Consider the following 26,530-nt stretch of genomic DNA (forward strand, 5'->3'; position numbering starts at 1 on the left):
CAGCCATATAGCTGAGTTTTTTATTCTATATATACAGTCACTTATTATTAATAACCGTTTTATAGTAATTAGATAAGCCCTATGAGCGCTTATTCCATCGCTAGGTAAATACCTTCGTTCGATGCATCGTTTAAGTAACGCGCGTCACGCCATGTAGTATATGAATACTCTTGGCTATATGGGTTTTTTCTAGCCTGGCGGAAATCTGATACCCACTGAGAACCATCATAAATTTGGATATGGCCGTGTGGATGCTTTGACGAACGGTTATAAACAACCACGTCACCAATTTGTGGCGGTGTGTTATTGCTGATTTTAACGAATCCAGCTTGTGCTAAAGTACCACGAGTTGCATATTGATAGGCTGAAGGGTTTGGCGTGAAGCTATAACCTGCAGACTGTAATGCTTTACGAACATAACGTGCACATAAGCCAATAGTTCTAGAGTGTGCCGCTCTTGCTGCACGTGCTGCTGCTACCGCTGGAGGTGCAGAGCTGTCTAATACGGTTGAACCGAAGCCTGGTGTATTAGCCGTAGTTGCAAAAGAAGTCGCAGTGAATTTGCTCTCTTGCTGCTGTGCTAATGCACCTAACGAATCTAATGACTGCTGCTTTTGCTGAATCAAGCTTTCAATACTTTGAACGCTTTGTTGAGCACTATCAGAACGGATGTTGGAAAAGCTATTAACAACAGTTAATCTTTTGGCAGGGGTACTACCAGTATTACTAGCTGAAGCTAATGAGGTGCCCGCAACTGGCTGGTAAGTATGCTGCACTGATGCATTTACTTGTGTGGCACTCAGCCCCATTAACGACAAAATAATAAGTGACTTTTTCATAACGCTCCCAAAATTAATCTTTGCAATATACTATCCAACGTACCTGTCAAATAGCCTTCTATACTTTCATTTGTTTAACTGTATTTGATTTAATGTGTGATTCAAAACCAACACCGTAAATCAAATGAGATATCAAAACATAAGGTGTCTTGTTATGACGGTTATAATCTTATAACCACAAAAACAACTATTATGCTATCTATATCGTTCGTGATACCTTAATCTTTAATACAACACTTAATAAGCGACTGATTTATAACTAACTTAGTTTGAGGCTTGCTATGCAAAACCGATCAAAACCTAATCACTTAGCAAAACTTATTGATCATCAAAAGTCTGCGGCGTCTTCCTTGCCTAAGTCTGTAAAAGATAAGTTCACTGAGCTGAATCAATTAACGCATGAGATAAAAGCGTTATTAAATACTGGCTTACCAGAAGAGATCTTAAATACGCTTTGGGTTGTTAAGTATGATGATGGTAATTTAGTGCTTTCTGTGCAGTCTCAAACTGCGGCAAACCATCTTCGATACCAAGCTAACAACCTAATTCATATACTAAAAGAACAATCTCTTACATTCAGCATACTAAACAATATAGATGTAATTGTTACCTATCCTGCTTCGATCGCTCATCTAAATGAAAGTCAGGATTACTCGAAACCATCTTTAAATAAATCGAACTTAACTAATTATTCTGATGCAAGCCATAATGAACATGGCCTCACCGAATCAACGAAACGAACTATAACACACACTTTGGAGCATGTCATTAAAGACGACAAGTTAAAAAGAGCTTTAAAACGCCTCCTAAAACCTAACTAAAACCCTTCTAATTTGTTTTATTATGTAACTAACAGTAGTGCAACTGCTGAAAAAGGTTGGTTTTTTAAAAGTAATTTAAGTGCTCGGTTAGTTGTAATCAGTATCCTCTACCCAAGTAGACATGGCTAAAACCGCTCTAAGTATGGATTCTGTTAGCATTATGTACATATTCACATTTTTTTCACATAAAAAAGCGAAACCTAAGTTTCGCTTTTTACATCTTTCCACAATGTTTCTTAAAATCGCTAAAAACTAAGCATAAATTTGAAAATAATGTCAGATTTCACTTGAAATTTATAAACTATAGTCTATATCAATTTTATCTATGTCATAATTTGTTACAATTTCGAAGGCGCTGGGGTCTTCATATACCGCTCTGATCAATTTATTGTTAAGTGCATGGCCTGATTTGAAAGCGCTAAACTTACCAATCAAGCTGTATTTAGCTAGATACAAGTCCCCAATCGCATCTAATATCTTATGTCGAACAAACTCATCCTTATAACGCAGCCCTTCTTCATTAAGAATTTGAGTGTCATCGAGCACAATAGCATTGTCTAAACTGCCGCCTAAAGCTAAATTATTGCTTTTTAGGTATTCAATGTCTTTCATAAAGCCAAAAGTTCTAGCCTTACCAACTTTTTCAATATATCCCTTGGTCGAAAACTCAAAGTTAAAACGCTGAGTATCTTTCGGTATTCCAGGATGATCAAAGTCTATCTCAAACTGAACACTAAAGCCCGCATGAGGCTCCAGTTGAGCCCATTTATCACCTTCTGTGACGCGTACAGGCTTTACAATCTTCATAAAGCGCTTCGGTTCGTCCTGCTCTTCAATACCAGCTTGCAGAAGCAAGTCAACATACTGTGCAGAACTACCATCCATAATCGGCATTTCAGCATCAGATACTTTAATTAGTAGGTTATCAATACCTAATCCCGCAAGTGCGCTTAGTAAATGCTCAACAGTACCTATCTTCACACCATCAACCACTAAGTTTGATGACATAACTGTATCTGTCACTAAAAACGCATCTGCAGCAATCAAAGGCGCATTATCTATATCTGTTCGTAAGAAGTGTATACCACTGTCAACTGCTCTTGGTTCAAGTGTTAATGTGACATCCTGTCCACTGTGCAAGCCTACCCCAACCACTGTAATAGGCTGTTTTAAAGTCCGTTGCTTCATAAACTGACACCCTTAATATCTAAGCTAGAATTTAACCATTGGCTTTATATGGCCTTATAACGGTTTTAGCTCAGTTAAAATAAATTTATTCTAGCACAGTGCCTATACCTTACCAATTGATAAAGTTGATATTTTTGCGCTGCATATCACTGTTATTATTACCTTATAGTACAGGTAAATAGAGATTAACGCTTCAATATTACTTGTATAGTCAGCTTAATCTGCTTAATTAACCACAAATCCAATTAATCGCAGTCTAGATGTATTTGAAACGTGTACCTAAATTAGGTTGATAAACTCGCAGTAATTAACTTAACGATCCATACAACTGTATTTTGAAGGGTTTAGGTCAAAAACAATTGCTGCTTATGTCAAACAAAGCATTTTATAAATAATAATGACAGTTTCAACGCGTAATGAAGTGTTTTAAGCTTTGCACACAGCCTTATATAAATGCTTATACAGAAATAAATCCGAATTTAAGTTTCTAAGATAACCTAAATGCATACAAGTTAATGAATATTAATCATTAAAACATAATAACCTTAAAATATTTTCATTAATAACCCCCACGCAAAGAAAAAGCCCCCACTCGGATATGAGCGGGGGCTTTTAGGTATAGGGAGCTGACGATGACCTACTCTCACATGGGCGAACCACACTACCATTGGCGCTACGATGTTTCACTTCTGAGTTCGGGAAGGGATCAGGTGGTTCCATCGTGCTATTGTCGTCAGCAAAGGGGGTATAGATATGAGTTGGTTAAGTTATTTACTTAACTTTGTATTGACTAGTATATCAAGAACCTGAATCAAGTTAATCATCAGGATGATATCGAAATAATTGGCGACATACTAAAACCACTTGGGTGTTGTATGGTCAAGCCAAACGAGCAATTAGTACAGGTTAGCTACACGCATCACTGCGCTTCCACACCCTGCCTATCAACGTCCTAGTCTTGAACGGCTCTTAAGGGAAATCTAATCTTGAGGTTGGCTTCCCGCTTAGATGCTTTCAGCGGTTATCCAATCCGAACGTAGCTACCGGGCAATGCCATTGGCATGACAACCCGAACACCAGCGGTTCGTCCACTCTGGTCCTCTCGTACTAGGAGCAGATCCTCTCAAATTTCCAACGCCCACGGTAGATAGGGACCGAACTGTCTCACGACGTTCTAAACCCAGCTCGCGTACCTCTTTAAATGGCGAACAGCCATACCCTTAGGACCTGCTTCAGCCCTAGGATGAGATGAGCCGACATCGAGGTGCCAAACACCGCCGTCGATATGAACTCTTGGGCGGTATCAGCCTGTTATCCCCAGAGTACCTTTTATCCGTTGAGCGATGGCCCTTCCATACAGAACCACCGGATCACTAAGACCTACTTTCGTACCTGCTCGACTTGTGGGTCTCGCAGTTAAGCGCGCTTTTGCCTTTATACTCTTTGAACGATTTCCGACCGTTCTGAGCGCACCTTCGTACTCCTCCGTTACTCTTTAGGAGGAGACCGCCCCAGTCAAACTACCCACCATACATTGTCCTCGGTATTGTTATACCTGAGTTAGAACCCCAACATGACCAGGGTGGTATTTCAAGGTTGGCTCCACAAATACTGGCGTATCTGCTTCAAAGCCTCCCACCTATCCTGCACAAGTCAGGTCAAAGTTCAATGTAAAGCTGTAGTAAAGGTTCACGGGGTCTTTCCGTCTAGCCGCGGGTACACAGCATCTTCACTGCGATTTCGATTTCACTGAGTCTCTGCTGGAGACAGCGCTGCCATCATTATGCCATTCGTGCAGGTCGGAACTTACCCGACAAGGAATTTCGCTACCTTAGGACCGTTATAGTTACGGCCGCCGTTTACTGGGGCTTCGATCAAGACCTTCGCATACGCTAAGCCCATCAATTAACCTTCCAGCACCGGGCAGGCATCACACCCTATACGTCCACTTTCGTGTTTGCAGAGTGCTGTGTTTTTAATAAACAGTTGCAGCAGCCTGGTATCTGCGACTGTCAATAGCTTACGGAGCAAGTCCTTCACCATCGACAGCGTACCTTCTCCCGAAGTTACGGTACCATTTTGCCTAGTTCCTTCAGCAGAGTTCTCTCAAGCGCCTTGGTATTCTCTACCTGATCACCTGTGTCGGTTTAGGGTACGATTCGTTTATGACTATAGTTTAGAAGCTTTTCCTGGAAGCATGGTATTTGCCACTTCGCTAGTAAACTAGCTTGCTATCAGATCTCAGTATTAACAGCCCGGATTTACCTAAGCCGTCTACCTACATCCTTCCACCTGGACAACCATCGCCAGGCTGGCATAACCTTCTCCGTCCCTCCATCACATCATAAACAAGTATCGGAATATTAACCGATTTCCCATCGACTACGCCTTTCGGCCTCGCCTTAGGGGTCGACTCACCCAGCCCCGATTAACGTTGGACTGGAACCCTTGATCTTCCGGCGTGCGAGCTTTTCACTCGCATTATCGTTACTCACGTCAGCATTCGCTCTTGTGATACCTCCAGCATACCTTACGATACACCTTCACAGGCTTACACAACGCTCCCCTACCACTTGAAACATGTTCAAATCCGCAGCTTCGGCTCCTAGTTTGAGCCCCGTTACATCTTCCGCGCGGGCCGACTCGACTAGTGAGCTATTACGCTTTCTTTAAAGGATGGCTGCTTCTAAGCCAACCTCCTAGCTGTCTATGCCTTCCCACTTCGTTTCCCACTTAACTAGGAATTTGGGGCCTTAGCTGGCGGTCTGGGTTGTTTCCCTCTCCACGACGGACGTTAGCACCCGCCGTGTGTCTCCCGGATATCACTCATCGGTATTCGGAGTTTGCATCGGTTTGGTAAGTCGGTATGACCCCCTAGCCGAAACAGTGCTCTACCCCCAATGGTGTTCGTCCGAGGCGCTACCTAAATAGCTTTCGGGGAGAACCAGCTATCACCGAGTTTGATTAGCCTTTCACCCCTATCCACAAGTCATCCCCTGGCTTTTCAACGACAGTGGGTTCGGTCCTCCGGTGCCTGTTACGGCACTTTCAACCTGCTCATGGATAGATCACTCGGTTTCGGGTCTATACCCTGCAACTAAACGCCCTATTAAGACTCGGTTTCCCTACGGCTCCCCTAATGGTTAACCTTGCTACAGAATATAAGTCGCTGACCCATTATACAAAAGGTACGCGGTCACACTGCAAGAGTGCTCCCACTGCTTGTACGCACACGGTTTCAGGTTCTATTTCACTCCCCTCACAGGGGTTCTTTTCGCCTTTCCCTCACGGTACTGGTTCACTATCGGTCAGTCAGGAGTATTTAGCCTTGGAGGATGGTCCCCCCATCTTCATACAGAATTTCTCGTGTTCCGCACTACTTAATATGCTTCATTATATGTTTCGAATACGGGGCTATCACCCACTATGGCCAGTTTTCCCACACTGTTCTTCTACATATAAATCCGTCGGCTCCTCCCCGTTCGCTCGCCGCTACTAGGGGAATCTCATTTGATGTCTTTTCCTAAGGGTACTGAGATGTTTCACTTCCCCTCGTTCGCTTCCTAATAAATTAGGATACCCAGCTTACACTGGGTGGGTTTCCCCATTCAGAAATCTCCGGATCACAGGATATTGCCGCCTCCCCGAAGCTTATCGCAGGCTGTCACGTCTTTCATCGCCTCTGACTGCCAAGGCATCCACCATGTGCGCTTAATTACTTGACCATACAACCCCAAAGGGTCTTATGTTCAGCAATTATAACGATATCACCTTGATAATTTACGCTTGATTCAGTTCTCTTTACTTTGTAACCAACCCCTTGGGATAACAACTGATGTCATTAAAAGGTTGGTTACTGGTTAAACAATGGCTCAGTGAATGATTCATCGTTTAACCGTATTACAACTCATATCTATGTTTTTAAATAGTAATAACGTCTTCATCAGATCGTCATATATTCTCTGTATAAAACAGAAGTAAGTAATTTATTATTTAACAACTAAATAATCACTTAATTCTACTTTATCCACTCTGATTATCTGCACCTATTATGGTGGAGCCAAGGAGAGTCGAACTCCTGACCTCCTGCGTGCAAGGCAGGCGCTCTACCAACTGAGCTATGGCCCCGTATAGGATAATGGTGGGTCTGATAAGACTTGAACTTATGACCCCCGCGTTATCAACACGGTGCTCTAACCAGCTGAGCTACAGACCCTTCAGAGCTTGCTAAATCAAAGAACAACTTGTTGTGAATTCTTGCTAACCGAATGCTTTTGTTAAGGAGGTGATCCAGCCGCAGGTTCCCCTACGGCTACCTTGTTACGACTTCACCCCAGTCATCGACCACACCGTGGTGAGCGCCCTCTAAAAGTTAGGCTACCCACTTCTGGTGCAATCAACTCCCATGGTGTGACGGGCGGTGTGTACAAGGCCCGGGAACGTATTCACCGCGGCATTCTGATCCGCGATTACTAGCGATTCCGACTTCATGGAGTCGAGTTGCAGACTCCAATCCGGACTACGATAGGCTTTTTGAGATTCGCATCACATCGCTGTGTAGCTGCCCTCTGTACCTACCATTGTAGCACGTGTGTAGCCCTGGTCGTAAGGGCCATGATGACTTGACGTCGTCCCCGCCTTCCTCCAGTTTGTCACTGGCAGTATCCTTAGAGTCCCCGGCCAAACCGCTGGTAACTAAGGAAAAGGGTTGCGCTCGTTGCGGGACTTAACCCAACATCTCACGACACGAGCTGACGACAGCCATGCAGCACCTGTATTCTAATTCCCGAAGGCACTCCCGCATCTCTGCAGGATTCTAGATATGTCAAGACCAGGTAAGGTTCTTCGCGTTGCATCGAATTAAACCACATGCTCCACCGCTTGTGCGGGCCCCCGTCAATTCATTTGAGTTTTAACCTTGCGGCCGTACTCCCCAGGCGGTCTACTTATTGCGTTAGCTGCGTCACTAAGGGATCAAGTCCCCCAACGACTAGTAGACATCGTTTACGGCGTGGACTACCAGGGTATCTAATCCTGTTTGCTACCCACGCTTTCGAACCTCAGTGTCAGTATGATGCCAGGAGGCTGCCTTCGCCATCGGTATTCCTTCAGATCTCTACGCATTTCACCGCTACACCTGAAATTCTACCTCCCTCTCACCTACTCTAGCCTGACAGTATCAGATGCAGTTCCCAGGTTAAGCCCGGGGATTTCACATCTGACTTATCAAACCACCTACGCTCGCTTTACGCCCAGTAATTCCGATTAACGCTTGCACCCTCTGTATTACCGCGGCTGCTGGCACAGAGTTAGCCGGTGCTTATTCTGCAGCTAATGTCATCGCTAATGGGTATTAACCACTAGGTCTTCTTCACTGCTTAAAGTGCTTTACAACCAAAAGGCCTTCTTCACACACGCGGCATGGCTGGATCAGGGTTTCCCCCATTGTCCAATATTCCCCACTGCTGCCTCCCGTAGGAGTCCGGGCCGTGTCTCAGTCCCGGTGTGGCTGATCATCCTCTCAGACCAGCTACAGATCGTCGCCTTGGTAGGCCTTTACCCCACCAACTAGCTAATCCGACTTAGGCTCATCCAATAGCGAGAGCGCAAGCGCCCCCTTTTCCCCGTAGGGTGTATGCGGTATTAATTCGAGTTTCCCCGAGCTATCCCCCACTACTGGGCAGATTCCTAAGTATTACTCACCCGTCCGCCGCTCGACGCCTGGGAGCAAGCTCCCATCGTTTCCGCTCGACTTGCATGTGTTAAGCCTGCCGCCAGCGTTCAATCTGAGCCATGATCAAACTCTTCAGTTTAATCTTGCTATGAAGCTCTTTAAAGAAGCTTCTAAACTTGGCTCATTCGTTACTAGCAAATTTGCTTTCCGTATGTTTCATATAATGAATTAACTTCGAGTTTTTCTACTAATAATGAATGATAATTTCTTATCGCATTCTGTATTAGCAAAAATCCACACAAGTTGTTCTTTGATTTTAGCTTTTAAATAGTTGACTTATCTTGTCGTCCAAGGTAAGTTGTGCATGTAATCAAAAACTCATTCTTAATTTAAGATGGTTAGTGTTACTTGCGAGCCATCCAGTATATCATCATTTTAATATCTGTCAAGCTTTTTTATTCGGTAAGATTTAAATATTTTAAAATCTAAATCTTTATCATTTCACCAAAACACCAGACCAACCCAAAGGTCGCTTCCGTTGTCCCGATAAGGTGCGTATTATAGACGCTTTATTTTTCTTGTCAAGACTTTTTGCTAAGTTTTTTATCACCTAACCGCTCCACTCTCGCTTCGCTTTGTCTTGATTAGGTCGTGTATTATAGCGACTTTATCTCAACCGTCAACCCTTTAATTGGTTTTATTTGGGTTTTATTCAATTCTAGCTGATTTCCCAAGTATTAGTCTATTTTTTGATATGATCTGGTAGCTTTTCACCTACTTTTTATAACTGCTTTTGCTTTCTTCTATAGACAGTAACAGTAATAGGTAGTCTTCTATAAACAACATATCAGTATAGTAGATATAAGCACGCTTCTATTTATTCAGTTATAGTTCTTAATAGATACCCGCTTCTACTCCAGCAGCTAAAGTCATGGCTAACTCTGCCACTTGATCAACGAACTCATCCTCCCATTGCCCTTTTAGTATCAAAGCATCCTGAGTCCATTGCCAACGCAATCCGGTAGTGATAGTGGTTAAGGCGCGTTTAGTACCAGTACCATCGTGACCTGCTCTAATGTAGACCGCAAAAGCAAGGCCTTGCTTCTTTTCTAACACTGGATAATAGCAGCGATCAAAAAAGTCTTTCGTTAACCCTGCCATATACGCTAAATTCTCAGTGGTTCCTAATAATAGCGCATCAGCAGCAAGCACATCCTCTGGCTGGGTATCCTGTGGTGCTTTTAAAACAACTTCAACATCAATATGTTGATGATCGGCACCATCGAAAGCGGCTTGTGCTAATTTTTTGGTATTGGGTGATGGCGCATGCGCAACAATAAGCAGTTTCTTTTGAGCCATGGCTATTGACCATTGGGATAGTTAAAGTGGATATCTTGATTGATATCAGGATGAATGCTCTTTGCAACAGGACATGTTAGTGCTGCAGCCTCAAGGATCTTTTTAGTGCGCTCATCGAAGTCTTGCTGAAACTCGATGGTGACTTTAATTTCATTCACTCGACGCGGATCTGCTGCCATGACTTTGGTTACGTCTGCCTTTGTGCCCACAACATCTATCGCCATATCTGCGGCCTTAATACCAATGATGGTTAACATACAACTGGCTAAACTGGTGGCTAACAAGTCAGTTGGAGAAAAAGCTTCACCTTTACCATGGTTGTCGGTTGGTGCATCAGTAATAATTTGATTATTAGACTGTAGATGCAGTGCTTGAGTGCGCAGATTACCTTGGTAGGTTACGGTTGAGGTGGTCATAACATTAATCCTTTATTGTTTTTGTCTTGTTCTATACTAGCTCATTTCGATTAAATAGCAAAACAGCCAAAATCTATTGCATTACAGCGCGTCAACAATTCAATCAATCTAATCTCTAAACTGGCATAGATTAGGATCAAGACTTATTAGACACAAAAAAAGCCAAGCATTGGCTTGGCTTTTTAAATAACAGATAGCGTCTTAGTGTAAGATTAACGGTTTTGTTGACGCTTCAAGTAATCCTGGATGCTATTAGAAGTTTTTGGCGCTGATTGATTTGAACCACCACCTGCAAACGGATTAGCTGATTGGGTTTGAGTAGGTGCTTGCTGCGCTCTTTGATGCGTTGACAATGCACTTGGATGCTTCTGAGGATCTACTTTTTCGTTACTTTTAATAGAAGGAATGCCAGCTGCTTTAGGCTGATCTTTTGACTCATCTAGAGTCAGACCAGTTGCAATAACAGTCACATGTAGATCTTCACCTAGCTTCTCATCAATAACAGTACCGATAAAGATATTGGCTTCTTCAATATCAGTGATGTCGTTAACCACTTCAGTGATTTCGTTTAACTCATCAAGAGTGACTGACTCTGATGACACCACGTTTACGATCAAGCCTTTTGCATTTTCAAGCAATAAGTTGTCTAACAATGGTGAACGAATAGCTTTTTCAGTGGCTTGACGCGCACGATCTTCACCACTAGCACGACCAATACCCATCATTGCATGACCTTTGGCAGTCATTGCAGTGCGAATATCGTTAAAGTCAATGTTGATCACACCTTCGCTAGAGATAGTTTGTGCGATACCTTGTACAGCATGCATCAATACATCGTCTGCCTTTTTGAAGGCGTCTTGCATTGAAATATTACCATACACTTTTAATAGCTTATCGTTCGGGATGGTAATGATAGAGTCAACAAAGTTAGACAGCTGGTCTATGCCTGCTTTTGCCGCTTTGATACGTTTACCACCTTCGAATTTGAATGGCGTGGTGACAACACCAACCGTTAAGATTTCCATCTCTTTGGCAATACGAGCAACCACTGGTGCTGCACCAGTACCTGTACCGCCACCCATACCGGCAGTGATAAATACCATGTCTGAATCTTCAAGTAGCTTGCGAATGGCTTCTTCATCTTGCTCCGCAGCTTCACGACCTACTTCTGGATTAGCGCCCGCACCTAAACCACGGTTAGTATTAGCACCTAACTGCAGTTTGTTATCTGCGGTCAGTCTATCTAATGCTTGCTTATCCGTGTTGGCGCATACAAAAGTAACACCTTTAACGCCTTGCTGTACCATGTGCTCGACCGCGTTACCGCCGCCACCGCCAACACCGAATACTGTGAAACGCGCTTGACCATTATTTAAATCGTGGCTATTGGTAGCCATTGTGTATTTAGACATTATCACTCCTTGGGGTCTATCATTTGCGTACTTGTCTGTCTGTCAATCATTGTTTGTCTGTCAATGTATCATAAATCTACAAATAATCCGATGATACGCGATTAATCTATTATTCTATAGTCTGCTAATGACATATACATAACACGGAAACATACACCAAATATATTGTGCAGTTAAGCCGTGTAAACATAAAAGTCATCAAGATGCAGATTGAATAAAAGATAACTTAAACAAGGATGACTGGTCAAAAAGCATAGGCAATTGAATAGACTGTCAAATATTAAAATTTAAGTTATAAAATGTTCTTAAAAAAGTTGCTTAAGCTTTGCTTCCATGAGTGCAGCTTGGTTAACTTATTAACCTCAAGTGCTTCAGGTGAGCTTTTTTCACTGTGCTTAAACTGTTCACTTTGGCTATATAACAAGGCACCAAAAGCAGTTTGTAAAGATCGATTATTAACCCATCCATTAAGCTCTTTGTACTTTTTGTCATTGCTTTCAAAACAATCATAAGCCGCTATTGCTTCATGCGGTGTCGTATAGTGTACCGGCATATTTAACAAACGCTTTGAAAAACTAAGCATACCAGCAACCTGACTGCCGCCACCGGCTAATACCACGCCACCTTTCAAATAGTCCATCAAGCCTTCGTCATATAACTTCTGGAATATGATACGATATAGCTCAATGTAGCGCGCTTCAATTACTTTGGCCAATTCTAAAGGATTGAACAGTAATTCTTCGCTGGTATCTTTATTTGAAAGGGTGAAAAAGCGACTGGGGTCCGCACTTTGTATATCTACCGTACCCTTTTCAATCTTCAATTTTTCGGCAGCCGCCATGGTTATACCCAGCTCAGCTGAGATATCCATCGTCACTTTGTGGCCACCTTCTTCAATGCAGCAGGTGAAAATCAGTTTGTTTTCTCGATAAACACAAACACTGGTCGTGCTGGCACCAATATCAATTAAACAAACGCCTTGCTGACGATCTTCTTGTCTTAAGCCATACTCCGCTGTCGATACCGCATCAAACAACACATGGTCAATACTGACATCACAAGACTGTATCAATTTTTGTATGTTCTGACGGCTAACAACAGGCATCATCATCAAATGATACATGACATTGACTTTTTTGGCATGCATTCCTATCGCATCATCTACCATTTTGGTTTGATTGTCTAATAGGATGCCTTGCTGGCAATGGTGCATGACATAATGCGTGTTTTGTAGTACACCTTCTTTCGCCTTGGTCAATGCATGAACAATATGGCGAATTTCAATGGCTTCATCGCCATTTAACGTGTCTAACTCTACAGTACCGGACACATTATAGCTTTTTAACTCAGGGGTTGATAATGTGAGCCAAGCACTGTGAATACGGCAGTTTGCCATCTCTTCAGCATCGGTAATGGCTTTACGAATGGCATTTTTTAACCGATCGAAAGAGTTAATTTGACCTTGCTGAAAATCCTCATTACTTGCCTTCCCTACCCCTTTAATACGAATATCATTAACAGAAATAACATCGCCAACAACAACATAAACTGCTGTGGCGCTTAAATGGATTACGGCTAATAAATTCTCAGGTTTACTCATAGGGTTTAGAACATATGTATGCACTGTAAGGGATTAATAGCATAGTAATATACTGTAGATCCTTATTAAAACAGTTGGGTTAAGAGGATGTTTTGGTCAGGCTTAATCTTTTCAATTTAATGCTGTGTTTAAATTCTATATTTATAAAATAACGGTTAGATTCGATAAATTCATCGTATCTGTCAACTGTGATCTAGATAATTACTAGCTAAATAAAAACTAGCTAATTGCTAGATATCAGTCGAATTTGCATCACTATTTGTATTTGGGCTGTTATTGCTTGGCTGCTCAGCTTTCCAATCAATCACAAATCCATTTTTATAACGCAAATCAATGGCACTGATCTTTTCGCGTTTATCAGACAGCTGGTGTTGTAATAGCTGACTTAAATTCATCAACTTTTGTGAGGTCATCTCATTATCAACAATAACGCGCTGATTATTGGTAAATCGAATAATCCAAGTCATTCGTGGCGTCAACACCATATCAGCAACCTGCATTTTCAAAGGTGCGAACCACTGATTGATTTGCTGCATTTGCTGCATAATTAAAATCGACTGATCGGCATCGCCTTGCAGCATAATCAAATTGTTTTGCTGCAAATCGGCCTCATTAACCGGACGAAACACTTGGCCTTCTACATCGATTAAGTGCTCACTGCCAAAACGAGCAACCGGCTCTCGAGGTAATACCGTAATGACTACCCCCTCACCCCATCTACGCTCGATATCAACTTGGCTCACCCAATCTTGCTGCAACACTTGGTTTTTCAATTGCGGTAATTTTACCGTGAAAAAACTGCCCACTTGCTCTTCAGCAAGCATATCATTTAGTTTTTGATATTCGGCTGCATCCAAGTTTTTGGGATTCACCACCACTTTGGCAGGTTGCGAGTGATACACTCTATTGGCAACTAACAAAAACAGAGTGACAAACAGTACCACTGCAATAGCGACCCACACCCTTGCGGTTAAGAATTTACTCAAGTTCGGCGAGGTTTTATTCACAGAGGCGGCCATCTTGTCCAGTTTAGTTAATAACTTATAATTGTAACGCATTTGCTGTAATAGCGATAGCGCCTAAGGTTAATGAGCATGTATCAATTTATGACAACTTTATAACAGAACAATCACAGATGAAGCTAACTCACCTGATTTTTTGTTAAATTACTCAATAAAGGCAGCTAAACAATCACCACTGCTAATAACCAACATCACAGCAAATAATGCAGCGTTAGCGATTATAGGGTTTGTGCCAAGATATGCCAGCATAACTGCTCAAAGTCCATACCACGTGCTTTGGCTGCCATTGGCACCAAGCTGTGGCTGGTCATACCTGGGACGGTATTAATTTCTAATAACCAAAACTGACCAGCTTCATCTTGCATCGCATCAATACGGCCCCATCCTTTTGCGTCTACCGCTTTGAATGCAGCAACACTTAATGCTTGTAGGTGCGCTTCATCTTGTTCCGATAATCCACAAGGGATATGGTAGGCGGTGTCATTGCGATTATATTTCGCTTCATAATCGTAAAAGTTAGCCACATCGGCTGGCTCTAAGCGAATCACTGGATACGCTTCGTCATCGATGACAACAATGGTGAATTCACGGCCAGTAATCCACTTTTCAGCCATAACTACGTCACCACAGCCTGCCGCCATAGCATAGGCTTCTGGCAACTCGTCTAAAGTATTTACCTTACTCATGCCAATACTTGAGCCTTCGTGTACTGGCTTAACCATTAATGGCAATCCTAAAGTATTAACGATTTGCTGCCAATCAGTGTCTTCCGTCAAAATTGAAAATGGTGCTGTTGACAGGCCACAACCTTGCCAAAGCTGTTTGGTACGCACTTTGTCCATACCAATTGCTGAGGCTAAAACACCAGAGCCGGTTTGCGGGATACCCAACCAATCTAGTAAGCCTTGCAGCTGACCATCTTCACCGCCACGACCATGTAGCACGTTAAAGACTCTGTCATAGTTCTTCAGCTCTGTGATGTCTTGATCTTTAGGATCAAAATGGGTCGCATCAACCCCTTGGTCTTGCAACGCTTTTAATACAGCAGCGCCACTGTCTAAAGAAACAGCACGCTCATTACTGTTACCGCCATACACCACGGCAACTTTACCAAAGACTTTAGGGTCTTTGACAGTTGAACCAGTGGTCGCGTCAGTGCTAGTGGCTAAAGTATCTGGTGTTGATTGGATGGCAGAATCAGTCATAGTATTGGCATCTTACGTAAATATATAATTGGTTAGGATTAACGTCGTTCAATCTACAGCTTTTAGTTCAATTTTAATCAGCCTAACGTTTATTTGGCTGATCTAAAAAATTATTCTTTTATGTACAAGTCATTGGCTGCCAAATCCTGACAAACCTGACCTACATTACCTGCACCTTGGGTGATAAGCATATCACCTGTTTTTAAAACACGGCGCATCACTGGCGCTAAATCATCTTTATCGACTAACATCGGCTCAACTTCACCGCGTAAGCGAATGCTGCGTGCTAAAGCCTTGGTGTCTGCACCAACAATCGGCGTTTCACCAGCGCTATAGACATCCATCAGCAGCAGCTCATCAACTTGTGATAATACGGCAACGAAATCATCGAAGCAATCACGCGTACGTGTGTAGCGATGTGGTTGGAATAACATAACCAAACGGCGCTCAGGATAACTCTCGCGAGCAGCTTTAATGGTAGCAGCAACTTCAACCGGATGATGACCATAATCATCAATCAATAACACATCACCGTCATCTTTTTCAACACAGGCTTGCTGCTCAAATCGACGGCCGACACCAGCAAACTTAGCCAACGCACGCTTAATAGCCTCATCATCGACGCCTTCATCGGTCGCCATGGTAATGGCTGCAAGCGCATTGAGTACATTATGTTGTCCAGGAATGTTCAATGTCAACGGTAGCGGCTCATGATCTTTGCGTAATACGGTAAAGTGGGTCTTGGTGCCTTCAACTCTAACGTCAGTGGCTTGCACATTGTTATGCGGCTCAAAGCCATAGGTCTGTACAGGACGACCAATATCATCAATCATCGCATACAGCTCTTTGTCATCACCACAGATGACGGCCAAACCATAAAATGGCATGTTTTGTAAGAACTGAATATAAGCCGCCTTTAACTTATCGAAGCTGTTTTCATACGTTTCCATATGATCTTGATCGATATTGGTCACAATGGCAGCCATTGGATGCAGTGTTAAAAACGAAGCATCTGACTCATCGGCTTCTGCAATTAAATAGCGACTTTCGCCAAGTGAGGCATTTTTACCTGACGCATTTAACTTACCACCAATCACATAAGTCGGATCTAATCCGGCCTCTGTCATCATCATGGTTAACAAACTGGTCGTTGTGGTTTTGCCGTGTGCACCAGCCACTGCGATACCATGGCGATAACGCATAAGCTCACCCAACATATCCGCTCGACGTACTACTGGCAGCTGTGCTTTTAGCGCCGCTTGAATCTCAGGGTTTTTACGGTCAATGGCTGAAGACACCACCACCACGTCAGCATTGGCAATATTCTTAGAGTCATGGCCAATGCAAATTTCTACACCCAGATCAGCCAATCGTCTGGTCACTAGGCTTTCTTTAATATCTGATCCACTAACGCCATAGCCTTGATTTTTCATAACCTCAGCTATACCACACATACCTGCCCCACCAATCCCAATAAAGTGAATGCATTTGATACGGCGCATTTCTGGAATTTCAATCAATCGTTTTGGCAAGGCTGCTTTTGGCATAAGTCTCTCTTTATTACTCAAAAAATTATTAAAAAAGGTCAATAAATACAATTAAAAATAAAATCAAAAATTCAGTAAACGTTATCAATCATCGCGCCATCGCACAATAACAGTCTAACTGTCTATCGCAACTGTGACCAAATAAAGTCCGCTGTCACCTCGGTAGATTCAGGATTGGCCAAGGCTCTGCCCTTGATAGCCATATCTTGACACTTAGCACGGTCTAGCTCTAACAAAATCTCCGCCAAATATTCAGCGCTCAATTTACTCTGAGCCACCAAATAAGCCGCACCTTCTACCGCAAGTGAGCGCGCATTGGCTGTTTGGTGATCATCGACTGCATGTGGTAAAGGCACAAAAATTGCAGCCAAGCCCACATTTTGAATCTCGGTCACGGTTAAAGCCCCGGCACGACAAACAATCACATCCGCCCAAGCGTAGGCTGCGGCCATGTCATCAATAAACGGCTTAACAGTCACTTTATGAACGTCTTTATTAACCGCATGATACTGATGCTCAGTATCGGCTAAGTTATTACGGCCACACTGATGATGCACTTCAAACGGCTTATCTATTTGAGCTAAGGCTTCTGGCACAGTACGGTTCAGTGCTGCTGCACCCAATGACCCACCAACAATTAATAACTTTAATGGACTATCATCTTCAGTATCATAACGCTCTTCAGGTGGCGCAATATCACAAATAGTTTCACGTACTGGATTGCCGACGGTTTCAAGTTTTGGGTTATCTGCGCTCTCACTGTCACCAAAAGTATTTGGGAATGCTTGTAACACTTTGGTCGCAATCTTAGCCAAATAACGATTACTCATCCCGGCAATGGCATTTTGCTCATGAATGATTAACGGGGTTTTGGTTGCTTTTGCTGCCAATCCACCTGGGGCGCTGACATAACCACCAAAGCCGACTACCACATCGATATTGTTTTGTTTGATAATTTTAATACTGGCCAGCATCGCTTGCGATAAGGTAAAAGGCATTTTTAATAATCGACCAATGCCCTTACCCCGCAGGCCTTGCATATCAATGGTGTGAAAGGTATAGCCGACAGGTCTCACCAAGTCATTTTCCATGCCTTGCGGTGTACCCAACCAATGGATATTCGCGCCTCTTTGACTCAGCTCTTCGGCGACAGCCAATGCAGGGAACACGTGTCCGCCTGTACCTGCTGCCATCATGAGTACATTGGGGGATTGCTTGGCAGTAACGACTGCATTTTGTGGATGACTCACGAAGAACTCTCCTGGAATGTCTCAGCGCTATACGATTCGATACGACACTATTGTATTTAAAATAAATGGTTTGCTAAAAAGTGTTCGATAAAATGCCAATGACTAAACACTTGTTCATAATTTCAATGAATGGCTATATATAGCCTTATTTATTAGGACAAGCAAGCACAAGTAACCAAAATCATAAATGGGACGGCTAATTCGCTAATACCCTGACCGTCTATTCACTGGCTAAATAGTCACTGTCTAAATAATCACTGGCTAACTAATCATTGACTGACTAAATTTTAGACTATTGTATAACTTTACACCTACAAGTATAAAGCCCTATTTCAGTGCTATTGAAGCAAATGCACTAATTTTTGCTCAAAAAAACAGACAAAAAGCCAAGCAACGACTTACTCGCTGCTTGGCTTATGAATTATCTTATTTAGACACTGATATCAAGACCTCTATAACACTCAATTTAAAATGTTTAAATTTTGATTTAAAGGCAATCAAATCAGATCTAATTGACGGTAACTGCTAACTGCCTACTCTGTTTCTGTTATTTATTAATAACATCTACTAATGGCAGATTAGTTACGGCGTTTTAAAATGCGTGTTTTACCTAAAAATGAGATACCTTTATAACCACGTAACTCTAATGTATTCCCTTTTAACTCGCCTTTACCAGAGAAAGTCATACCACTTTCTGGCTCAATACCTTTACCATCAATATATTTATTAGGATTTTTTGGATCTGCTTTTAAATCCCAAAGAACAGTGGCGCCGGTTAGCGGTTTGTTTTTGAATTTACCTTTACAGGTATCACAAACGCTCTTGCCTGCAGCACGTGGGTCTAATATTTTAACGATTTTTGCAGATAACTTGCCGTTGCTTTCAGTAAACTGTAATACTGAATCTGGCTGACCCTTATCATTATAAGTGGTCCATTTGGTATTGTTTAGCTGGTCAGCGGCACTGGCAACCATGCTAAAGGCCAAACCTGTTGTTAATAAAAGCGATTTTGCGAACATATTCATGTGACATCCTTGTTTCAACATTAATGCAAATTACATTATCATCATATAAGAGTGAGATAAAAAATCAATAGCTATCAAGGCGGTTGTTAACTTATTTTGTAAAATAAGTTAATTTTATATTACACGAATATTACTACATCCCATTTAAGCCCGTTGAAATGGCTTAGGTTTTTTATAGCTCAATAAATGTACCGCCACTGCTAAGCCGACTACAGTGATTAATTACTCGCCAGTTTTCTCTCAATGGCTAGGATGAGATCAGTGCCAATGTCTGTGCCGCACTGATCATTAATTTCTCGAATACAAGTCGGGCTAGTGACATTAATTTCGGTAATCTTGCCGCCGATAACATCAAGGCCTACGAACATTAGCGCTTTGTCTTTAACAATTGGTGCGACTGTTTTAGCCACTGCCATCTCTTGCTCTGTCACTGGCATCGCCACGCCTTGGCCACCCGCCGCTAAGTTGCCACGCGTCTCCCCTTTTACTGGAATACGCGCCAAGCTATAAGGCACTACCTCACCGTCAACAATTAAAATACGCTTATCGCCCTCTTTAATCTCAGGCAAATAACGCTGTGCCATAATCGGTAAGGTTTCAAGCTCAGTAAGCATCTCAAGTGTCGCGCCAATGTTTGGGCTATCCTCAGTTAGTCTAAAGATACCTGTACCGCCCATACCATCTAATGGCTTCACGATTACATCTTGATGCTCTTTAATAAACTGACGAATATGCGACTGTTTGCTAGTGACAATGGTTGGGCTCATCAAGTCGCTAAACCAAGTGGCAAATAGCTTTTCATTACAATCACGGATGGCCTGTGGATCATTGACTACCAGTACACCGGCAGCCTTAGCATGGTCAAGCATATAGGTACTATATAAGAAGCGCATGTTAAACGGCGGGTCTTTGCGCATCAAAATCACGTCATAATCGGTAATAGGCTGAGTCACCTTCTCTTCCAGACTATAGAAGTCTTGCGGATCACGGCGAACGGTAACCGCCTGCGCGTCAACTTTTAATGATCCTTTATCCAGCCATAAATCATGAATTTGACAATAACCCAAACGGTGACCACGATCACTGGCCGACCACATCATCGCAAGCGTGCTATCTTTTTTGTAGTTGACCGTCTCAATCGGGTCCATAACCACTAGAATATTAAGCGACTTTGATTGTTCTTTATTCATGATAGCTGACTCCATTATGACTGTAGTTTTTATTATTTAAGCGGTTATTATTAAAGCAATTGTTATTAAAGAAGTACTATTAAAGCGATTATTGTTGCACTGGCTATTATTGAAACAATCGGGTTTTAAACACCATATTGTTCACGATAGTGACGCATTTTTGCCAACTGTGTCGAGTCACCTTGCTGCTCAACATAATCAATAATGTCATCCATATCGACTAACGCCTGCACAGGTACGGATAAGGTTGATGCCAACTCTTGAATGGCCGACTGCTCATTTTGACCTTTTTCTTTACGGTCTAAAGCAACAATAATGCCCGCTACCGTGGCATTGGCTGCTGACAAAATATCGACCACTTCACGCATCGCGGTACCTGCTGTAATCACATCATCGAGTACCCAGACAGCTTTGCCGCTGACATCAGCACCGACTAGATTACCGCCTTCACCATGATCTTTGACCTCTTTGCGGTTATATCCCCATTGTGCATTGATACCATGATTGTTCCATAACGCTTGTGCAGTCGCTGCGACAAAAGGAATACCTTTATAAGCCGCGCCAAAGATAACCAAATCATTATTGCCTGATGCTTTAACCTGCTCGGCCAATACATCTGCATAGCCATTTGCAAGCAGCGATAACATTTCACCGGTTGCTAATAAACCAGCATTAAAGAAATAAGGACTGATGCGGCCTGACTTAAGTACATACTCACCAAACTTCAATACATCATTTGACAGCGCCAATTGGATAAAGTTATGACGACTAAAACGGTTGCTAGCAAGAGAAGATGACATGAAAAATCCTATAAAACAAATGAAAGTAGCAGGTTCAAATAGACCACTACACACCAACGTAAAAGCCATATTTTAATATATAAATGCGGCTCTAACGCTAATTTAACGAAAATTTATGACCATCCGTTAATGTAATAACGGCTGATATTGGGATAACGATTAAACAAGGCAGAACGGGATGACACGTTTAAATAAATTGGCTCACCTAAGTTACTGCTGGTGTTACCTTTACAATTGGTCGCTGAATGACTGGCATGTTGAGCTGCACAGACCACATCCAAGCCCAAATAATGGGCAGCGACTATCACATGACCGACAAACAAACGAATCTGCCGATATTGCTTTTCAAACTGAGGGTGACGATTACACTGACTAAGGACATAGCTGCGCATATGCTGACATATCTGCTGCGCTGTCAGACTGCGATTGATACTCTGCCGAGTCTGACATTGCTTTAGGATATGTACTGCGACACTACAACCTAAAATATCGGTAACTAGACTGTCTACGCCATTATCAAAGCGCTCTGGGTATAAAATCAGCTCCCAGTTTGGTGCAAAGATATCATTAATCATCTCTGGCATCATCGCCGCTAAACTTGAGCTTGATGTTGATATTGACGTCTGCTGCGCTTCTGGTTCTAATTGCTGATTTGACGGTTGCTTTAATGATTTGACGTTAACTTTTGCTTTGCCCGTAAAGCCATAACGGGTTAAGCCTGGATAAGCATCACAAGCCTGCTGAATGTCTGCCAAATCAAGCAGCGTCATCTCAGTTAATGGTGACAGTAAAGCGTAATTGTTTGCCGCCTCATCGGTGCCAGCGTCTTGGCTGGAATCAGCATCCTGATGAGCATCCGCAGTGTGCTTAGCGCTTGATGTTTTGTTACCAGCACGTCCTTGCTTAATGGCTTTAGCGGCTGCAACCGGTTCAAAAAATTGTGCCGGTAAATTAATCAACCCGCCCAGTTGCAACAACTCCAAATGCGACGCCAGCTCAGGAGAGGCAATCAGCCCCCACATAGACGTATCATCATAGTCTGAAGATTCTAGCTCTGATGATAATAGCTGTGCGTTTTTTGGCTTGCTTTGCGCCTGCTGTTTTTCTGAGTCCTGCGCCACTGTAGCCGATGTTGACTGCTTTGATCGTGCCTGTAGCACTGCTGGTATTTGTACGTTATCAGCTATTAGATGCTGTAACACACTTTGGTATCGAGGGGTTGGCTCTGGAATATCAGCTAAACTGCGATCAGGATCTAAAGCAGACTCCCCATGATCAATATTGGGATGTCGGACATTGGTGCCGCTCAATTGACGCTCACTGAATAGACGCGCCAAGTCCTCCTCGAGTCGCTGCTTTTTTTGCTGCGCTTTGGTCAGTTTTACCGCTTCGTTTGCTGCCTGCTGCTCAACTTGTGAATGCTTATCCTGAGCCTGTGCAGCGTGAGCTTTGCTCTGGTTGACAAAGGGCTGATTCAGCTTTTGGTTTAATGCAGCAATAGAACTAAAGTCTTTGTCGATATGCCCAGCTCCTTGTTGGCTGTGTGCGCTATTGTGAGTGTAGGTTGAGTCAGCATTATTATTCGATGAAGGTTTGCTATCGTTGGATTGCTTACGCTTATCCGAATCCGACTCATTTTGCGCATTGTCGTGCGAGTTTCCCATAGATGACATACGCCCTCCTACCAAGCTTTACTTCAAAATGACTGTAGGCGGTTAAGTCTATCAAAACCGGCTCAATTAGCAACTACAGAAGGTTTATATTTTTATTAAAACAATCCTGCAACTATGCATCAAAAATCTATTTAATGGCAGATGCTTCAATCGTTGACAAAATGTGTTGATAACCGACACGCCAATCTGGGTATTGTAGCCAATCTCGCGGGATATTACTGTGTAACCGTTTGCCGATCATTTTATGAGTATCTAACTGTGATAGCTCTGGTGCATCACTGCCAAGCTTGTTTGACAGCCAAGAGCTGAGCTCAAATGAGGTCACAGGTGCATAATCAGTCGCTAGATACATTGGTTTCAGCTGCTTCTCGTCTTCTAACAGCACTTGAACCACGATATTGACCAAATCTGTATCCATGATTCGGTTGGTCCATGCATATTTTGGCATTGGCTGTTTGTTGCTCTCACTCGCTTTGCGGACACGCATCAAACGCTGCTTACCATAGATACCACTAGGGCGGATGATAACCGCCCGCGCAGCATATGCCGATTGTAACACCTGCTCTGCTTGTAAAATGTAACCTGATGCCTCGCGCTTTGGTGTTTGCGGAATGACGGTTTCATCTATCCATTCACCGTTATCCTGACCATAGACACCAGTGGATGATATAAATACCACGCGCTCAAGCTGTGGCAAATTGTCCGCTAACGTCGCGATGTGCTCAGCAATACCAAAGTAAGTCTGCTGATAATCGGTCGCTTGATAGTTATCAGGGGCGACAATAATAGCGATATGAGTAAACGGACTTAGCTGCTCGGCTGTTAGATCATGAGCATCTGCTTGTAAGTATTCAGCCGTATTAGCCAGTTCATATTGATGACGCTCACCGCGTGCCAGCCCAGTGACTTTTATATCTTGATTGGCTAATGCATTCGTTACTGCCAGACCGATATCGCCTTGACCGATAATAAGTGGTTTAAATTCAGTTTGCCCATTCATAGTGGTCTTACCTTTTATTATTTTAATTATTATGGAATGTTTGATTAGTAAGTTTCAGTGGTCGCTGTCTTATGCTTAATGTCAGTTATTGCTGGCAAGGATTAGATATAGTGAAAAGACTTATTCTGCTTTCAGAAGATCTATCGAATACCTCAACATCACCTGTTTTATTAAACATTAAATCATACTTAGGCAGTACATCAGACTCAATGTTGCCAACTGTTTGCACTAAATCAATACGGTTTTCTGAAAAAAACGGAGTGGCAACCCACATTTTCTTATCATAGTCGTACTCTACAGCACACTCTGTTTTTGTATCATAATCAAAGAAGTAATCAAAACCCTGCTTCTTACCCTGTCGACCAACTAATATATTGCCAGCGCAATAACTGCCACAAGCTAAGTTAAACAGATAAATATCATCATTTAGCTTTTTAATTCGGGAATGTGACCACCCATATCCGTCGTATTCATCCATAAATTGTGATTCAACAACCGTACCATCATCTAGCGTTTCAACTTTTAGTACATAGCCTGCTTCACAAGCCAACATATCTGAACCCATATAAACAGATTTTGTGCAAATCTTAGTTAAATAAAATGGCAGAGGGTCTGATCTACCTGCTTTTGATTTATCAATGTCAGCTTGAGTAGCAAAGTGGTTAGGCGTATTGCCATATGCCTGAAGCAAGCTAATATTAGCAACAGCAATACCAACAAATAATAAGCACCAGAAACCCCGAATATTCAGTACATAACTTATCAAAATCTTCGATAACAACTCTTTATCTAACTTCCGATAAGGCATTTTTAGCATCCTGTACGCTATTATATATAATAGGTTTTATAACGTTATTATTAACGCCTAAAACACCATATTTACCAGAATCTTCAACGATAAAAACACCGTTAACATCAATTATGCTGTCATAAATAAAAGGGATGAGGACAGTATCGATATTAAAGACACCATACTGTTTGTTGCTACTGGCGATATAAATATTCAGAGTGTCTTCACCATAATACTCATTAGTAATTGAGTTACTAGAGAAATATTGCTTGTCGTCTTCACCGATTTTATTATATGTTTCATCTGGAAAAGGAATATATTGATCTAGCCCTGTCTCCGCTTCGAACTCTGAGGTTTCTTCATTCCATGTGATTATATCTTCAGTTACCCTTATGTCATCGGTATCGACACTTTGTGCAGGTTGTAGCGTATCAAAGTAACGACGTACAATTAATGCATTGCCTGATTGATCCACCTCTGCCAAACCTAACTTACCCGCTCGCTCAACCAAAAACTTCTGATTGGGTTTGACTATAATTCGATCGTAATTAGCGTCCAATATTATCTCAGCCCAATTATTAATGATGCCAACCTTGCCATTTTTTGAAAACTGATAGAAGTTGCCACGTAAATCTTTTATGGGCTCATCTGAGGTCAGTAGCACTTCTCCTTTCAGCGTTATTAAATTTTCCCTAATCGTATCTTTTTCCTGAGGTCGCCAATAGACAGAATCTACTTCACCTTGACTGGCTTCAATATGGTTTAGAATAAAAGGCGTAAAGGTCTGTGTATTGAAATAAATAATCGACTGCATAGGTGCCAGGGGAACACTCCATTGGCCATTAGGCTGAATCAATCCTAGTTTATTATCAATACGTACTTTTAGCGCATTTGTCTCATCAATATCATAAACAGACTCACATGTGTCGTTCATGACACTCATTTCATCATAAATAAGAGGGACAACCATGTCCCCATGCTGATTAATCACGCCAGACTTGTCATTCTGATCAACTTGAAAATAACCTTGCTGACTTTCAGTATCGTAATGAATGGCGGTAATGCGAACCGCTGTATTTTGCTTATCAGCACCATTAGTTATGCCTGCGTGAGATTTGGCAGGGTAAATAACCTGTCCATCATGCGTCATCAAAGTATCGCTTTGATGCCCTTGGTATTGTGTGGTTAAGATCACTAATTCATCATCTACCAAATCAATACCTTGATATTTAAAGTCATAAATGAGCTTACCGGTCGGATTGATTAGTCCATAGTTGGAGCTGGTATCGCCTTTATTATTAGCTTTAATACCAATAGCTTTTCTATCGTCACCTTGTGGCGTATCACTATTTGCTTGCTTTGCAATAATATAGCCATTGGTATAGACCTCTATATCATATAACCTTTGATATAGAGGCCTGCCTTGAGCATCTTTAACTGTGAAGAAGTCGCCCTTTTTCTCTAAGCGAATGTCTTTTAAAACCTCATTCATATCAAGCACAGTGCCAGCTGGTACTATAAACTTGTTGTTGTTATCACTATAATTTACGCCAACCCCCCGATAATAACAGCTATTGATTTCGGCATAGGTTATTGTGGCTGAACTCATTAATACAGCAAAAATAATCAGAGATTTAATGCCTGTTGAAAGATATTTACTGCATAAGATTAAGGACATAGTGAGGGTTAATACCTGATTGGTTGTTATAAAGAAAATGA

Annotated in this window: 18 protein-coding genes, 2 tRNA genes and 3 rRNA genes; 1 reads left to right on the forward strand and 22 read right to left on the reverse strand. The window is 42.2% G+C overall.

Annotated features, from left to right (window positions below; translation table 11 throughout):
* Positions 1 to 89: 89 nt before the first annotated feature.
* Positions 90 to 839, reverse strand: coding sequence for a CHAP domain-containing protein (locus A6J60_RS04660; protein WP_096064945.1), 750 nt, complete (start codon positions 837 to 839; stop codon positions 90 to 92).
* A gap of 281 nt (positions 840 to 1,120) precedes the next feature.
* Between A6J60_RS04660 and A6J60_RS04665 the strand changes: the two genes are divergently transcribed.
* Positions 1,121 to 1,660 (forward strand): DciA family protein, encoded by a 540-nt coding sequence (locus A6J60_RS04665; protein WP_096064946.1) that lies wholly within the window; start codon positions 1,121 to 1,123, stop codon positions 1,658 to 1,660.
* A 294-nt stretch (positions 1,661 to 1,954) separates the two neighbouring features.
* Here the strand turns inward: A6J60_RS04665 and lpxC are convergent, their stop codons facing one another.
* The 21 genes from lpxC to A6J60_RS04770 all read right to left on the reverse strand — a co-directional run bounded on the left by lpxC (position 1,955) and on the right by A6J60_RS04770 (position 26,489).
* Complete coding sequence (lpxC, locus tag A6J60_RS04670) at positions 1,955 to 2,848, reverse strand: UDP-3-O-acyl-N-acetylglucosamine deacetylase (protein WP_096064947.1); 894 nt, start codon at positions 2,846 to 2,848, stop codon at positions 1,955 to 1,957.
* A 624-nt stretch (positions 2,849 to 3,472) separates the two neighbouring features.
* Positions 3,473 to 3,586, reverse strand: a 5S ribosomal RNA gene (gene rrf / locus A6J60_RS04675).
* A 137-nt stretch (positions 3,587 to 3,723) separates the two neighbouring features.
* Positions 3,724 to 6,573, reverse strand: a 23S ribosomal RNA gene (locus tag A6J60_RS04680).
* Positions 6,574 to 6,900: 327 nt separating this feature from the next.
* Positions 6,901 to 6,976: transfer RNA gene (locus A6J60_RS04685), tRNA-Ala, on the reverse strand.
* 11 nt (positions 6,977 to 6,987) lie between these two features.
* Positions 6,988 to 7,064: transfer RNA gene (locus tag A6J60_RS04690), tRNA-Ile, on the reverse strand.
* A 62-nt stretch (positions 7,065 to 7,126) separates the two neighbouring features.
* A 16S ribosomal RNA gene (locus A6J60_RS04695) occupies positions 7,127 to 8,661 on the reverse strand.
* The 16S, 23S and 5S rRNA genes sit together here with 2 tRNA genes alongside, the layout of an rRNA operon.
* Before the next feature lie 755 nt (positions 8,662 to 9,416).
* The gene (locus A6J60_RS04700) at positions 9,417 to 9,881 is read right to left on the reverse strand and encodes a flavodoxin family protein (RefSeq protein WP_096064948.1); all 465 of its coding nucleotides are present in this window, start codon (positions 9,879 to 9,881) and stop codon (positions 9,417 to 9,419) included.
* Positions 9,882 to 9,883: 2 nt separating this feature from the next.
* The gene (locus tag A6J60_RS04705; RefSeq protein WP_096064949.1) at positions 9,884 to 10,297 is read right to left on the reverse strand and encodes an OsmC family protein; all 414 of its coding nucleotides are present in this window, start codon (positions 10,295 to 10,297) and stop codon (positions 9,884 to 9,886) included.
* 212 nt (positions 10,298 to 10,509) lie between these two features.
* Positions 10,510 to 11,709 carry a cell division protein FtsZ gene (ftsZ, locus tag A6J60_RS04710; RefSeq protein ID WP_096064950.1) on the reverse strand — a complete coding sequence of 400 codons (1,200 nt, stop codon included), beginning with the start codon at positions 11,707 to 11,709 and terminating at the stop codon, positions 10,510 to 10,512.
* Positions 11,710 to 12,001: 292 nt separating this feature from the next.
* Positions 12,002 to 13,309, reverse strand: coding sequence for a cell division protein FtsA (gene ftsA / locus A6J60_RS04715; RefSeq protein WP_096064951.1), 1,308 nt, complete (start codon positions 13,307 to 13,309; stop codon positions 12,002 to 12,004).
* A gap of 230 nt (positions 13,310 to 13,539) precedes the next feature.
* Positions 13,540 to 14,316, reverse strand: coding sequence for a cell division protein FtsQ/DivIB (locus A6J60_RS04720; RefSeq protein ID WP_227526066.1), 777 nt, complete (start codon positions 14,314 to 14,316; stop codon positions 13,540 to 13,542).
* 233 nt (positions 14,317 to 14,549) lie between these two features.
* Positions 14,550 to 15,536 (reverse strand): D-alanine--D-alanine ligase, encoded by a 987-nt coding sequence (locus tag A6J60_RS04725; RefSeq protein ID WP_096064952.1) that lies wholly within the window; start codon positions 15,534 to 15,536, stop codon positions 14,550 to 14,552.
* A gap of 110 nt (positions 15,537 to 15,646) precedes the next feature.
* Entirely contained in the window at positions 15,647 to 17,083 is a 1,437-nt protein-coding gene (gene murC, locus A6J60_RS04730) for a UDP-N-acetylmuramate--L-alanine ligase (protein WP_096064953.1), read from the reverse strand.
* 122 nt (positions 17,084 to 17,205) lie between these two features.
* On the reverse strand, positions 17,206 to 18,333 hold the full coding sequence (gene murG / locus A6J60_RS04735) for an undecaprenyldiphospho-muramoylpentapeptide beta-N-acetylglucosaminyltransferase (protein WP_264755568.1): 1,128 nt from the start codon (positions 18,331 to 18,333) through the stop codon (positions 17,206 to 17,208).
* A gap of 578 nt (positions 18,334 to 18,911) precedes the next feature.
* Positions 18,912 to 19,358 (reverse strand): DUF2147 domain-containing protein, encoded by a 447-nt coding sequence (locus A6J60_RS04740; RefSeq protein WP_096064954.1) that lies wholly within the window; start codon positions 19,356 to 19,358, stop codon positions 18,912 to 18,914.
* A gap of 218 nt (positions 19,359 to 19,576) precedes the next feature.
* The gene (gene gshB / locus A6J60_RS04745; protein ID WP_096064955.1) at positions 19,577 to 20,548 is read right to left on the reverse strand and encodes a glutathione synthase; all 972 of its coding nucleotides are present in this window, start codon (positions 20,546 to 20,548) and stop codon (positions 19,577 to 19,579) included.
* 125 nt (positions 20,549 to 20,673) lie between these two features.
* Complete coding sequence (gene pyrE, locus A6J60_RS04750) at positions 20,674 to 21,348, reverse strand: orotate phosphoribosyltransferase (RefSeq protein ID WP_096064956.1); 675 nt, start codon at positions 21,346 to 21,348, stop codon at positions 20,674 to 20,676.
* A gap of 113 nt (positions 21,349 to 21,461) precedes the next feature.
* Positions 21,462 to 23,021 carry a hypothetical protein gene (locus A6J60_RS04755; RefSeq protein WP_096064957.1) on the reverse strand — a complete coding sequence of 520 codons (1,560 nt, stop codon included), beginning with the start codon at positions 23,019 to 23,021 and terminating at the stop codon, positions 21,462 to 21,464.
* A 127-nt stretch (positions 23,022 to 23,148) separates the two neighbouring features.
* Positions 23,149 to 24,021, reverse strand: a complete 873-nt coding sequence (locus A6J60_RS04760) for an NAD-dependent epimerase/dehydratase family protein (RefSeq protein ID WP_096064958.1) — start codon at positions 24,019 to 24,021, stop codon at positions 23,149 to 23,151.
* A gap of 85 nt (positions 24,022 to 24,106) precedes the next feature.
* Positions 24,107 to 24,829, reverse strand: a complete 723-nt coding sequence (locus tag A6J60_RS04765; RefSeq protein WP_096064959.1) for a hypothetical protein — start codon at positions 24,827 to 24,829, stop codon at positions 24,107 to 24,109.
* A complete protein-coding gene (locus A6J60_RS04770) occupies positions 24,807 to 26,489 on the reverse strand; it encodes a WG repeat-containing protein (protein ID WP_127891430.1) in 1,683 nt (560 codons plus the stop codon). The genes A6J60_RS04765 and A6J60_RS04770 overlap by 23 nt, the downstream gene beginning before the upstream one ends.
* Between the last annotated feature and the right edge of the window lie 41 nt (positions 26,490 to 26,530).

Origin of the sequence: Psychrobacter sp. FDAARGOS_221 (genome assembly GCF_002313155.2) — a bacterium.
In the GTDB taxonomy this organism is placed as follows: domain Bacteria; phylum Pseudomonadota; class Gammaproteobacteria; order Pseudomonadales; family Moraxellaceae; genus Psychrobacter.

Bases quoted from the DNA above. Each gene is read 5' to 3' on its own strand.
- A6J60_RS04660 (WP_096064945.1), bottom strand. From the start codon at position 839: ATGAAAAAGTCACTTATTATTTTGTCGTTAATGGGGCTGAGTGCCACA.
- A6J60_RS04665 (WP_096064946.1), top strand. From the start codon at position 1,121: ATGCAAAACCGATCAAAACCTAATCACTTAGCAAAACTTATTGATCAT.
- lpxC (WP_096064947.1), bottom strand. From the start codon at position 2,848: ATGAAGCAACGGACTTTAAAACAGCCTATTACAGTGGTTGGGGTAGGC.
- A6J60_RS04700 (WP_096064948.1), bottom strand. From the start codon at position 9,881: ATGGCTCAAAAGAAACTGCTTATTGTTGCGCATGCGCCATCACCCAAT.
- A6J60_RS04705 (WP_096064949.1), bottom strand. From the start codon at position 10,297: ATGACCACCTCAACCGTAACCTACCAAGGTAATCTGCGCACTCAAGCA.
- ftsZ (WP_096064950.1), bottom strand. From the start codon at position 11,709: ATGTCTAAATACACAATGGCTACCAATAGCCACGATTTAAATAATGGT.
- ftsA (WP_096064951.1), bottom strand. From the start codon at position 13,309: ATGAGTAAACCTGAGAATTTATTAGCCGTAATCCATTTAAGCGCCACA.
- A6J60_RS04725 (WP_096064952.1), bottom strand. From the start codon at position 15,536: ATGACTGATTCTGCCATCCAATCAACACCAGATACTTTAGCCACTAGC.
- murC (WP_096064953.1), bottom strand. From the start codon at position 17,083: ATGCCAAAAGCAGCCTTGCCAAAACGATTGATTGAAATTCCAGAAATG.
- A6J60_RS04740 (WP_096064954.1), bottom strand. From the start codon at position 19,358: ATGAATATGTTCGCAAAATCGCTTTTATTAACAACAGGTTTGGCCTTT.
- gshB (WP_096064955.1), bottom strand. From the start codon at position 20,548: ATGAATAAAGAACAATCAAAGTCGCTTAATATTCTAGTGGTTATGGAC.
- pyrE (WP_096064956.1), bottom strand. From the start codon at position 21,348: ATGTCATCTTCTCTTGCTAGCAACCGTTTTAGTCGTCATAACTTTATC.
- A6J60_RS04755 (WP_096064957.1), bottom strand. From the start codon at position 23,021: ATGTCATCTATGGGAAACTCGCACGACAATGCGCAAAATGAGTCGGAT.
- A6J60_RS04760 (WP_096064958.1), bottom strand. From the start codon at position 24,021: ATGAATGGGCAAACTGAATTTAAACCACTTATTATCGGTCAAGGCGAT.
- A6J60_RS04765 (WP_096064959.1), bottom strand. From the start codon at position 24,829: ATGCCTTATCGGAAGTTAGATAAAGAGTTGTTATCGAAGATTTTGATA.
- A6J60_RS04770 (WP_127891430.1), bottom strand. From the start codon at position 26,489: ATGTCCTTAATCTTATGCAGTAAATATCTTTCAACAGGCATTAAATCT.